The organism is Pseudomonas sp. SJZ077, from assembly GCF_007993905.1.
Lineage (GTDB): Bacteria > Pseudomonadota > Gammaproteobacteria > Pseudomonadales > Pseudomonadaceae > Aquipseudomonas > Aquipseudomonas mandelii.
In genome coordinates, this window is the sequence record NZ_VIUJ01000020.1 from 80,265 (window position 1) to 92,756 (window position 12,492).

Here is a 12,492-nt window from a genome sequence, read left to right on the forward strand (position 1 = left end):
GACTTTGCTTTCGTCATCGCGAGCAGGCTCGCTCCCACAGGGATTCGGGCAGGTGCGCAGATAGCTGATAACCCCGCAGTCCACTTTAGGAGCGAGCTTGCCCGAGAATGATCTTGGCTCTTACATAAAAAGAATGGAGAAGACTGTGATCCGTGTACTGGTAGCCGAAGACCACACCATCGTCCGTGAAGGCATCAAGCAGTTGATTGGCCTGGCCAAGGACTTGCTGGTGGTAGGGGAGGCGAGCAATGGCGAGCAGTTGCTCGAAACCTTGCGGCATGTGCCCTGCGAAGTGGTGTTGCTGGACATCTCCATGCCTGGCGTCAATGGCCTGGAAGCGATTCCAAGGATTCGTGCGTTGAACAATCCGCCGGCCATCCTGGTGTTGTCGATGCACGATGAGGCACAAATGGCTGCCCGGGCATTAAAGGTCGGCGCCGCGGGTTATGCGACCAAGGACAGCGATCCGGCGCTGTTGCTGACAGCGATCCGCAAGGTCGCGGCGGGCGGTCGTTACATTGACCCGGACCTGGCGGACCGCATGGTCTTCGAAGTTGGCCTGACCGATTCGCGGCCGTTGCACTCATTGCTCTCGGAGCGTGAGTTCTCGGTGTTCGAACGCCTGGCCCAGGGCGCCAACGTTAACGATATCGCCCAGCAACTGGCCCTGAGCAGCAAAACCATCAGTACCCATAAGGCGCGGCTGATGCAAAAGCTCAACATCACCTCACTGGCGGAACTGGTGAAGTACGCGATGGAACACAAACTCCTCTAGATCTGAATGCGATCCCCTGTAGGCGCGAGGCTTGCCCGCGAAGCTTTTAGCGCCAGCGCGGGCGCCTTCGCGGGCAAGCCTCGCTCCTACAGGAATCTCGTCGTCATATCCATTTGCGACATCCTGAAATCCCGCTTTTGCCCATTTTTGCCGCTTGCAGCTGCAAATCACCGTTGCACCTGCCCATCCCCGCCATCCTTGTAGGGCAATCCCTACACCCAACCTTCCATCCCGCTGAGGCGATTCTCTCCTGCGCCCCGATTTGCGCGGTCGGCAGCGTCCACTAGGCTTAGTCCACAGCAGTCATCAACAAAAAAGGTGTGGGTATGAGCCAGGTCGATTCAAACGCAGGGGCCAGTGACATTCTGGTCAGCTTTCGTGGAGTGCAAAAAAGCTACGACGGCGAGAACCTGATCGTCAAAGACCTCAACCTGGAGATTCGCAAAGGCGAGTTCCTCACCTTGCTCGGGCCTTCCGGCTCCGGCAAGACCACCAGCCTGATGATGCTCGCCGGTTTCGAAACACCCACCGCCGGCGAAATCCAGTTGGCCGGACGCTCCATCAACAACGTACCGCCGCACAAGCGGGACATCGGCATGGTGTTCCAGAACTACGCGTTGTTCCCGCACATGACCGTCGCCGAGAACCTGGCGTTCCCGCTGACCGTGCGCGGCTTGAACAAGAGCGATGTCAGTGACCGGGTCAAACGTGTGCTGAGCATGGTTCAGCTCGACGCCTTCGCCCAGCGCTACCCGGCACAACTGTCCGGCGGTCAGCAACAGCGTGTGGCCCTAGCCCGCGCATTGGTGTTCGAACCGCAACTGGTGCTGATGGACGAACCCCTCGGCGCACTGGACAAACAACTGCGTGAACACATGCAGATGGAAATCAAACACCTGCACCAGCGCCTCGGCGTGACCGTGGTCTACGTGACTCACGACCAGGGCGAAGCCCTGACCATGTCCGACCGCGTGGCAGTGTTCCATCAGGGCGAGATCCAGCAGATCGCCGCGCCGCGCACCCTCTATGAAGAGCCGAAAAACACCTTCGTCGCCAATTTCATCGGCGAGAACAACCGCCTCAACGGCCGCTTGCACAGCCAGACCGGCGACCGCTGCATCGTCGAGCTCGGCCGCGGTGAAAAGGTTGAAGCCCTGGCGGTCAACGTCGGCAAAACCGGCGAACCGGTCACGCTGTCGATTCGCCCGGAACGCGTAAGCCTCAACGGCTCCAGCGAGTCCTGCGTCAACCGCTTCTCAGGGCGGGTAGCGGAATTCATCTATCTGGGCGACCACGTCCGGGTTCGCCTGGAAGTCTGCGGCAAGACCGACTTCTTCGTGAAACAACCGATTGCCGAGCTCGATCCCGCGCTGGCTGTCGGCGACGTGGTACCGCTTGGCTGGCAGGTCGAACACGTTCGCGCGCTCGATCCCCTTCTAGAGGCGAACTGATCGCCCCGGCTACACCAACACCAACCCTGCACGTGGAGAGAACAATAAATGTTGAGATCCCTGAAATTCACCGCTTTGGTCATGGGCATGATCGGTGCGGCACACGCGATGGCGGCGGGCCAGGATTTGACCGTGGTGTCCTTTGGCGGGGCGAACAAGGCGGCGCAGGTCAAAGCCTTCTACGCACCGTGGGAAGCGGCAGGCAACGGCAAGATCGTGGCTGGCGAATACAACGGTGAGATGGCCAAGGTCAAAGCCATGGTCGACACCAAGAGCGTGTCCTGGGACCTGGTGGAAGTTGAGTCGCCAGAACTGTCTCGCGGTTGCGACGAAGATATGTTCGAGCAACTTGATCCTGCGCTGTTCGGCAAATCCGAAGATTACGTCAAGGGCGCGATCCAGCCTTGCGGCGTAGGTTTCTTCGTGTGGTCGACCGTGTTGGCCTACAACGCCGACAAACTGGCCTCGGCACCGACCAGCTGGGTGGATTTCTGGGACACCAAAAAATTCCCGGGCAAGCGCGGCCTGCGTAAAGGCGCCAAGTACACCCTGGAATTCGCACTGATGGCCGACGGCGTTGCGCCGAAAGACGTCTACAAAGTGCTGGCTGGCAAAGACGGTCAGGACCGCGCATTCAAGAAGCTCGATGAGCTCAAGCCAAGCATTCAGTGGTGGGAAGCCGGCGCACAACCGCCGCAATACCTCGCGTCCGGTGACGTGGTCATGAGCTCGGCCTACAACGGCCGGATCGCCGCCGTGCAGAAAGAAAGCAACCTGAAAGTCGTGTGGAACGGCGGTATCTACGACTTCGACGCATGGGCTATCCCGAAAGGTCTGGACGCCAAGCGCGCCGAAGCGGCGAAGAAATTCATCGCGTTCTCGGTGGCGCCGCAGCAGCAGAAGACCTACTCGGAAAACATCGCTTACGGCCCGGCCAACATTCAAGCCGTACCGTTGTTGGCCAAGGATGTCCTGAAAGACATGCCGACCACCCCGGAAAACATCGCCAACCAGGTGCAGATCGACGTCAGCTTCTGGGCTGACAACGGCGAGCAACTGGAGCAGCGCTTCAATTCCTGGGCTGCCAAATAAGCAAGTCACACAGGACGACGGTTCTGCGGATGATCGTTCCCACGCCTTGCGTGGGAATGCCGCCCGGGACGCCCCGCGTCCTTGTGACGCAGAGCGTGGGAACGATCAGTCCCCTGTAGGAGCGAGGCTTGCCCGCGAAGGCGGCGTGTCAGTCAGCATTAATGTTGAATGTGCCGACGTTTTCGCGGGCAAGCCTCGCTCCTACAGGGGTGATATGTAGTTATCAAGAACAGAGGAGGCTTGCCTGCCTCTGCAACGATCAAAGATTTCCGGAGTACGCCATGGCCACCGCCATTCCCCTGAACGCGGGCACTGACCCCACCTTGAAGCAGCGGCTCAAGCACGCCGAGCGGATCAACCGCTGGAAGGCCCAGGCCTTGATCGCGCCCCTGGTGCTGTTTCTGTTGCTGGTGTTCCTGGTGCCGATCGTGGCGCTGCTCTACAAAAGCGTTGGTAACCCAGAAGTGGTCGGCGGCATGCCGCGCACTGTGGCGGCCATCGCCAGTTGGGACGGCCGCGGCCTGCCCGCCGAGCCGGTGTACAAAGCGGCCAGCGAAGACCTCGCTGAAGCGCGCAAGAATCAGACCCTGGGCGACTTGTCCAAGCGCTTGAACATGGAGTTGGCCGGCTACCGCAGCCTGCTGACCAAAACCGCCCGCGCCTTGCCGTTCGCCACTGAACCGGCCTCTTATAAAGAAGCGCTGGAAGGCCTCGACGAACGCTGGGGCGACCCGGCCTATTGGCAAGCGGTGCGCCGCAATACCAGCAACATCACACCGTACTATTTGCTGGCGGCTGTCGATCATCGCATCGACGACCTCGGCGAAATCGCACCGGCCACGCCTGACCAGGCGATCTACCTCGACATTTTCGCCCGCACGTTCTGGATGGGCCTGATCATCACCGTGATCTGCTTGTTGCTGGCATATCCCTTGGCTTACTTGCTGGCGAACCTGCCGTCACGCCAAAGTAATCTGCTGATGATTCTGGTGTTGTTACCTTTTTGGACCTCAATCCTGGTCCGGGTGGCCGCGTGGATCGTGTTACTGCAATCGGGTGGCTTGATCAACAGCGGCCTGATGGCGCTGGGCATCATCGATAAGCCGCTGGAGTTGGTGTTCAACCGCACAGGCGTTTACATCTCCATGGTGCACATCCTGCTGCCGTTCATGATTCTGCCGATCTACAGCGTGATGAAAGGCATTTCGCCGACCTACATGCGCGCCGCGATTTCCCTCGGCTGCCACCCGTTCGCCAGTTTCTGGCGGGTGTACTTCCCACAGACCTATGCCGGTGTCGGCGCCGGTTGCCTGTTGGTGTTCATCCTCGCCATTGGCTACTACATCACCCCGGCGTTGCTGGGCAGCCCGAACGATCAGATGGTCAGCTACTTCGTCGCCTTCTACACCAACACCAGCATCAACTGGGGCATGGCGACCGCACTCGGTGGGCTGCTGCTGTTGGCGACCGTGGTGCTTTATCTGATTTACAGCTGGCTGGTGGGCGCCAGTCGCCTGCGCCTGAGCTAAGGGGAGAATGAAATGCTGAGTCCTTATATGTCGCCCATTGAGCGGGTGTGGTTCTACAGCTTGCGGATTCTCTGCGGCTTGATTCTGTTGTTCCTGATTCTGCCGGTGCTGGTGATCATTCCGCTGTCGTTCAACTCGGGCAGTTTCCTGGTCTATCCGCTGCAAGGCTTCTCGCTGCACTGGTATCAGGACTTCTTCGCCTCGGCGGAATGGATGCGGGCATTGAGGAACAGCATCATCGTCGCTCCGGCGGCGACGGTGCTGGCGATGATCTTCGGAACGCTGGCGGCGATTGGCCTGACTCGGGGTGATTTCCCGGGCAAAGCGCTGGTCATGGCCCTGGTGATCTCGCCGATGGTGGTGCCGGTAGTGATCATCGGTGTGGCGAGCTACCTGTTCTTTGCGCCGTTGGGCCTGGGCAACAGCTTCTTCTCGCTGATCGTGGTGCACGCGGTGCTGGGCGTGCCTTTCGTGATCATTACTGTTTCGGCGACCTTGCAGGGGTTCAACCATAACCTGGTGCGCGCCGCTGCCAGTCTGGGAGCTTCGCCGCTGACGGCGTTCCGCCGGGTGACGTTGCCGCTGATTGCGCCGGGTGTGATCTCGGGTGCGCTGTTTGCCTTCGCGACGTCGTTCGATGAAGTGGTGGTGACGCTGTTCCTCGCCGGTCCCGAACAAGCGACCTTGCCTCGGCAGATGTTCAGCGGTATCCGCGAAAACCTCAGCCCGACGATTGCCGCTGCAGCAACCCTGCTGATTGCCTTCTCGGTGATCCTGTTGCTGACCCTCGAGTGGCTGCGTGGCCGCAGCGAAAAACTGCGCACCGCCCAGGTCTAAACCCACACACCATCCCCTGTGGGGGCGAGCCTGCTCGCGATGACGGACTGACATTCAATATTGATGTCGACTGATACTCCGCTATCGCGAGCAGGCTCGCTCCCACAGGAGTTCAAGGTGTTTCGGGATGTTGGGTCATTCACAACCTGAATAGCAGACAAACCCCAATCCCCAGCTACTATTGTGCCCAGCTCCCCTATTTATAAGAGGCTGCGCACGATGAGTCTTTCCTCTTTCAAGATTGCTCACAAACTGATCACCGGCGCAGGTGCCATCGAGCAGTTGGCCGCCGAACTTACCCGCCTGGATATCGACAACCCGCTGATCGTCACCGACGCGGCGCTGGTCAAGTCAGGCACGGTCGAGCTGGCGCTGGCGCAGTTGGGCGATCGATCCTACGAAATTTTCGACCGTGTGCTGCCAGACCCGGAAATCGCCATCGTCGAAGACTGCATGCGGGTTTACCGCGAGGGCGGGCATGACGGTCTGATTGGCCTCGGCGGCGGCAGCGCCATCGACATCGCCAAAAGCGTCGCGGCCTACGCCGGTTACCACGGTGCGCTGGAGGATCTGTTTGGTGTGGATCAGGTGCCGCGCAAAGGTCCGCCGCTGATCGCCATCCCGACCACGGCCGGCACCGGTTCGGAGGTGACCAATGTGGCGATCCTCTCCGACAAGGTCGCGCAATTGAAGAAAGGGATTGTCAGCGACTACCTATTGCCGGACGTGGCGCTGGTCAGTCCGCAAATGACCCTGACCTGCCCGCGCAGCGTCACCGCCGCCAGTGGTGTCGACGCGCTGGTGCATGCCATCGAATCCTACCTGTCGGTCAACGCCTCGCCGATCACCGATGCCCTGGCCATCGGCGCCATCAAGCTGATCGCCAAAGCGCTGCCCAAGGCCTATGCCAACCCGTCCAACCTGCAAGCCCGCGAAGACATGGCCACCGCCAGCCTGATGGCCGGCATGGCCTTCGGTAATGCCGGGGTCGGCGCGGTGCATGCGCTGGCGTATCCGCTGGGCGGGCGTTTCAACATCGCTCATGGTGTCAGCAACGCCTTGCTGCTGCCGTATGTCATGACGTGGAACAAGATGGCCTGCGTCGAGCGTATGCAGGATATTGCCGAAGCCATGGGGGTGAGGACTGTCCATCTGAGCGCCAACGAAGCAGCAGACAAAGCCGTGGAGGCAATGGCCGCATTGTGCGCGGCGGTAGAGATTCCGCCAGGGCTGCGCAGTTTCGGTGTGCCGGAGGATGCGATCCCGGCCATGGCCGTGGAAGCGGCGGGAATCGAGCGCCTGATGCGCAACAATCCACGCAAACTGAGCGCCGTCGATATCGAGAAGATTTACCGAGCGGCGTACTGATCATCGCGGCCACGTCGCGCGCATCAAAGCATGAGGTATACAATGCGCGCCATCGTGATTCTGCTCAAAAAAGGTGCGTCATGCAGCCCTTCGTCATTGCTCCGTCGATTCTCTCCGCCGACTTCGCCCGCCTGGGTGAAGAAGTGGACAACGTCCTGGCCGCCGGCGCCGACTTCGTGCACTTCGATGTCATGGACAACCACTATGTGCCAAACCTGACCATCGGCCCGATGGTTTGCGCCGCGCTGCGCAAATACGGGGTGACCGCGCCGATTGACGCGCACCTGATGGTCAGCCCGGTGGACCGCATTGTCGGTGACTTCATCGAGGCCGGCGCGACCTACATCACCTTCCACCCCGAAGCCACGCAGCACGTCGACCGTTCCCTGCAACTGATCCGCGAGGGCGGCTGCAAGTCCGGCCTGGTGTTCAACCCGGCGACGCCGCTGGACGTACTCAAGTACGTGATGGACAAGGTCGACATGATTCTGCTGATGAGCGTCAACCCGGGCTTTGGCGGGCAGAAGTTCATTCCCGGCACCCTCGACAAACTGCGTGAAGCACGCGCGCTGATCGATGCCTCCGGCCGTGACATCCGCCTGGAAATCGACGGCGGCGTCAACGTGAACAACATCCGTGAAATCGCTGCGGCTGGCGCGGACACCTTCGTCGCCGGTTCGGCGATCTTCAATGCACCGAACTACCAAGAGGTGATTGAAAAGATGCGTTCCGAACTGGCGTTGGCTCGTCCATGAGTGGCTTTGAGCAGCTGTTTCCGGGGCGTCTACCACGGCTGGTGATGTTCGATCTGGATGGCACGCTGGTCGACTCGGTCCCCGACCTCGCTGTGGCCGTGGATAACATGCTGCTCAAACTGGGGCGTCAACCCGCCGGCATCGAGTCGGTGCGTGAATGGGTCGGCAATGGCGCGCCGGTGCTGGTCCGCCGTGCGCTGGCCGGTGGCATCGACCATTCGGCGGTCGACGATGGCGAAGCCGAGGGCGCGCTGGATATCTTCATGGAGGCTTACAGCGAGAGCCATGATCTGACCGTGGTCTATCCCGGCGTGCGTGACACCCTGAAATGGCTGCACAAGCAGGGTGTCGAAATGGCGCTGATCACCAATAAGCCGGAGCGCTTCGTCGCGCCACTGCTGGATCAGATGAAAATCGGCCGTTACTTCAAATGGATCATCGGCGGCGACACCTTGCCGCAGAAGAAACCTGACCCGGCCGCGCTGTTTTTCGTGATGAAAATGGCCAACATACCGGCCTCGCAGTCGCTGTTTGTCGGCGACTCACGCAGCGATGTGCTGGCGGCGAAAGCGGCAGGGGTCAAGTGCGTGGCCCTCAGCTACGGCTACAACCACGGTCGGCCGATTTCGGAAGAGTCGCCGGCGCTGGTGATCGACGATCTGCGCAAGCTAATTCCCGGTTGCCTGGATCCAGCCTCTGAGATAACGTTGCCCGACGTTGCTCAATCCCCTTCTGGAAACGTCATCGTGGTGGTCACTCGCAAACTCTGGATGAAAGTCATCAAGGCCCTGGCCCGCTGGCGTTGGCGCGCCTGACTCGATTCTGGCCGGCTTTCCGGCGCGTTTGCATACCTGACTGTTAGCACCTCAAGCCACGAGGCTACCCCATGATCCGCGAAGAATTCCTGCGTTTGGCCGCTGCCGGCTATAACCGTATCCCGTTGGCCTGCGAAACCCTGGCCGACTTCGACACGCCGCTGTCGATCTACCTGAAACTGGCCGACGAGCCAAACTCCTACCTGCTGGAATCGGTGCAGGGCGGGGAGAAGTGGGGCCGTTATTCGATCATTGGCCTGCCGTGCCGCACCGTGCTGCGGGTTCATGATCATCACGTCAGCGTGACCCACGACGGCGTCGAGATCGAAAGCCATGAAGCCGAAGATCCGCTGGCCTTCGTCGAAGCATTCAAAGCCCGCTACAACGTGCCAACCATTCCCGGCCTGCCGCGCTTCAATGGCGGTCTGGTGGGGTACTTCGGTTACGACTGCGTGCGCTATGTGGAGAAACGTCTGGGCAAATGCCCGAACCCGGATCCGCTGGGCGTACCGGATATTCTGCTGATGGTCTCCGACGCGGTGGTGGTGTTCGACAACCTCGCCGGGAAAATGCACGCCATCGTGCTGGCCGATCCGTCGCAGGACGATGCATTCGAGCAAGGCCAGGCGCGACTGGAAGAGCTGCTGGAAAAACTCCGTCAGCCGATCACCCCGCGCCGCGGCCTGGATTTCAGCAAGCAACAGTCGGCTGACCCGGTATTCCGTTCGAGTTTCACCCAGGACGATTACGAAAAAGCCGTCGACACCATCAAGGAATACATCCTGGCCGGTGACTGCATGCAGGTCGTGCCGTCGCAGCGTATGTCGATCGACTTCAAGGCTGCGCCGATCGATCTGTACCGGGCGCTGCGTTGCTTCAACCCGACGCCTTATATGTATTTCTTCAACTTCGGCGACTTCCACGTCGTCGGCAGTTCGCCGGAAGTGCTGGTGCGGGTCGAAGACAACCTGATCACCGTGCGCCCGATTGCCGGCACTCGCCCACGCGGGGCTAACGAAGAGGCCGATCTGGCGCTGGAAAAAGACCTGCTGTCGGACGACAAGGAAATCGCCGAGCACTTGATGCTGATCGACCTGGGCCGTAACGACACCGGACGGGTCTCGGAAATCGGTTCGGTGAAACTCACCGAGAAGATGGTCATCGAGCGTTATTCCAACGTGATGCACATCGTCTCCAACGTCACTGGCCAATTGAAAGCCGGGCTGACGGCGATGGACGCGCTGCGGGCGATTCTGCCGGCGGGCACGTTGTCGGGCGCGCCGAAGATTCGGGCGATGGAGATCATCGACGAACTGGAGCCGGTCAAGCGTGGCGTCTACGGCGGGGCGGTGGGCTACTTCGCCTGGAACGGCAACATGGACACCGCCATTGCGATCCGCACGGCCGTGATCAAGGACGGCGAGCTGCACGTGCAGGCCGGCGGCGGCATCGTCGCCGATTCGGTGCCGGCGCTGGAATGGGAAGAAACCCTGAACAAGCGCCGCGCGATGTTCCGCGCCGTAGCCTTGGCCGAACAAACCCCGGACGCCTGAGTTCACGCAACATCTGTGGGAGTGAGCCTTTGTGGCGAGGGAGCTTGCTCCCGTTGGCCTGCGAAGCAGGCCCAATCGACGACTGCTTCGCAGCCGAGCGCGAGCAAGATCGCTCGCCACAATAAGTGTTCAGCATAAAAAAACGCGGCGTCTGTGAGGGCGCCGCGTTTTTTTGCCTGATGTTTAGAAGTCCAGCGCAACGCCTACGTTAATGCCTTGCTGGGTAAAGTCATCATCCTTGCGAATGTCATAACTCGCCCGCAAAGCCAGGTCCTTGGTGAGGTTGTGGCTCACGCCCAGGTTCAGGCGGTTCAGGTTGGTCTGTGGGGTATAGCCGGCCAGGGTGTAGCGGTTGTTCGGCAGGCTTTTGAGGTTCATGGTCACATTCTGGGTATCGTCGTTGTACTCACGCTCGTGAGCCAGTTCGCCGAAGACTTGGGTTTGCGAGGTGATCTGGTACTTACCCTGGAGGCCAAGGCCGAGACGCCGGGAAATGCGCGATTGGTCGTCGAATGTCAGCGCAGTGGAGTCGGCGCCATTCTCCGAGTAACCGTCGACTTCAACTTTGGCGAAATCAGCGCTCACGAATGGCGACAAGTGCCACGGGCTGCTCGCCATCGGCGCGATGTCGTACCCCACGCGACCGCTGAAAGCCACCAGATAGCCGTCGGTATCGCCTTTCTCCCCGCGTTCATTGACCCCCAGCTGGAATTTACGTTTGAGGCTGTCGTAATCCAGATGCCCGGCCGTCACGGCCGCGTCACCCCACCAGCGATTCTGCTGGTACTGGGCGAACGCCGTGCCCATGTAGGTATTGAGCTTGTAGTCCGAATCGTTGTCGCCGGCTTCGAGCTTCTGGTTGTAGAAGCCCGCCGCCAAACCTACACGCCACGCGTCATTCAGCCGGTAGCTGCCACCGATGTTGAGGTTGGCGCCATTGCCGTCAGCACTGGCACCACTGCGCTGGCTGTCGAAATCCTGGTGCTGGCCGCCGCCGGCGACAATCGCTCGCCATTGGCCCACGCCTTGCCAGTTTTCCCAATCGGCCAGCCATTGGTTGCGCAACTCATCCTGATGAGAGCGCAGCGTACCCTGGGCCATTTGTGGCAACAGGGTGGCTTCCCACGGCGCGGCCAGCAGCGAGTAAGCGTAATCGGCAATCAGACGCTGCCCGGCTTCGGTCGGGTGCACCGAGTCGTTGTAGATCAGCTTGGTCGGGTCCGGCGTCGCACTGTTGATGCCGTAACGGGCGTTTTCGGTACAGCTGCTGCCGCTGAAACAGGTGGCGCTCAGGTTCTGGTCGGTGGCCAGGCCGAACTGCGCCGGGTTGGAAAACGTCTCTTTGAGCAGCACCGGAATGTTGAGCGGGATGACGTTGGCATTGACGTTTTGCAGTTGGCTTACCAGTTCGGTGTTGAACTGAGAACTGAGCTGGGATGTGAACGCTTGCAACGGGGTGCCGTTGAAGGCCGGGGTAAAGCCGATGTCCGGCAGCAACCAGACCATGATGTAGCGAGCACCGGCCTGTTGCAGGGTTTGCACGCTGCTGACCAGACGATCGGCGGCAGCGCTGGCCTGGGGCAGGCTGGTCACGCGCCCCTGAAGGAAGTCATTACCACCGCCCGAAATGTAATACAGCGCATTCGGGTCGGCGCGGAAATTGTTCGACGGCAGGTAGCCTGCCCGGGTGCGATCACCCGTGGCGGAGGTGCTGGTGATCGAGTCGAGAATCTGGTCGGTACGATAACCGCCGACGGCCCAGTTGTTGCCATCGGGCTGGCCATTGCTGGCACGTACCGCCGAGGACGATGAGGCGGTCTGATCCGCCGAGAACCCCAGTTTCCCCCCCAGGATCTGCGTGGAGTTGAGCGAGCGGACTTCACCGTTGCCATCCAGGTAAACCGGCCCCGTGCGGTTGGTATAGCGCTGGGTCGAGCCGGCAGGCCCGCCCGTGTCGGCAAAGGTCCCGGCATCGTTGAGACTGTCGCCGAAGACGACGAAATTGGAGTAAGGGTTAGGCGCGGCGATCGCCTGGGCGCAGGCCGCGGCGAGCAAGCATCCTGCGAGCGGTACAAACAACGTCTGTTTGATCATGAGCAAGTCCGTTTATTTATTGTTGTAGTGAACGAAACGACAGTACCAAAAACTTCCGGCCTTTTGCCATCGGTCGCGAACCCTTCGATTGTTTCGCAGCCAGTCGCCACGGCCATATTGCACGCTCTGCCCAGCTAAGTTACTGTGCCGAGACGTATGAATGAGACCTTCCCCGTGTTGATCATCAGCAAACTTCTGGATCAAGTCATCAAGGCACACGCCC

General features: G+C 60.4%; 10 protein-coding genes. 9 read left to right on the top strand and 1 reads right to left on the bottom strand.

The window, feature by feature from the left end:
* Positions 1-133 precede the first annotated feature (133 nt).
* The 9 genes from FBY01_RS25145 (at position 134) to trpE (ending at position 10,175) form a co-directional block, all read left to right on the top strand.
* Complete coding sequence (locus FBY01_RS25145) at positions 134-775, top strand: response regulator transcription factor (protein ID WP_154501908.1); 642 nt, start codon at positions 134-136, stop codon at positions 773-775.
* Between the two features lie 326 nt (positions 776-1,101).
* On the top strand, positions 1,102-2,226 hold the full coding sequence (locus FBY01_RS25155; protein WP_010467179.1) for an ABC transporter ATP-binding protein: 1,125 nt from the start codon (positions 1,102-1,104) through the stop codon (positions 2,224-2,226).
* Between the two features lie 48 nt (positions 2,227-2,274).
* Complete coding sequence (locus FBY01_RS25160) at positions 2,275-3,318, top strand: ABC transporter substrate-binding protein (protein ID WP_145309974.1); 1,044 nt, start codon at positions 2,275-2,277, stop codon at positions 3,316-3,318.
* 281 nt (positions 3,319-3,599) lie between these two features.
* Positions 3,600-4,847 (top strand): ABC transporter permease, encoded by a 1,248-nt coding sequence (locus FBY01_RS25165; protein WP_010467183.1) that lies wholly within the window; start codon positions 3,600-3,602, stop codon positions 4,845-4,847.
* Positions 4,848-4,859: 12 nt separating this feature from the next.
* Positions 4,860-5,684 carry an ABC transporter permease gene (locus FBY01_RS25170; protein ID WP_010467184.1) on the top strand — a complete coding sequence of 275 codons (825 nt, stop codon included), beginning with the start codon at positions 4,860-4,862 and terminating at the stop codon, positions 5,682-5,684.
* A gap of 219 nt (positions 5,685-5,903) precedes the next feature.
* Positions 5,904-7,052 (top strand): iron-containing alcohol dehydrogenase, encoded by a 1,149-nt coding sequence (locus FBY01_RS25175; RefSeq protein ID WP_083375644.1) that lies wholly within the window; start codon positions 5,904-5,906, stop codon positions 7,050-7,052.
* Positions 7,053-7,132: 80 nt separating this feature from the next.
* Positions 7,133-7,807, top strand: a complete 675-nt coding sequence (gene rpe, locus FBY01_RS25180; RefSeq protein ID WP_008035979.1) for a ribulose-phosphate 3-epimerase — start codon at positions 7,133-7,135, stop codon at positions 7,805-7,807.
* Positions 7,804-8,622: a phosphoglycolate phosphatase gene (locus tag FBY01_RS25185; RefSeq protein WP_102595487.1), complete on the top strand. Its 819-nt coding sequence runs from the start codon at positions 7,804-7,806 to the stop codon at positions 8,620-8,622. The genes rpe and FBY01_RS25185 overlap by 4 nt, the downstream gene beginning before the upstream one ends.
* A gap of 71 nt (positions 8,623-8,693) precedes the next feature.
* Positions 8,694-10,175, top strand: a complete 1,482-nt coding sequence (gene trpE / locus FBY01_RS25190) for an anthranilate synthase component I (protein ID WP_010467190.1) — start codon at positions 8,694-8,696, stop codon at positions 10,173-10,175.
* 183 nt (positions 10,176-10,358) lie between these two features.
* Here trpE and estP read toward each other — a convergent pair whose 3' ends face one another.
* Entirely contained in the window at positions 10,359-12,269 is a 1,911-nt protein-coding gene (gene estP / locus FBY01_RS25200; RefSeq protein ID WP_145309979.1) for an esterase EstP, read from the bottom strand.
* Positions 12,270-12,492 lie beyond the last annotated feature (223 nt).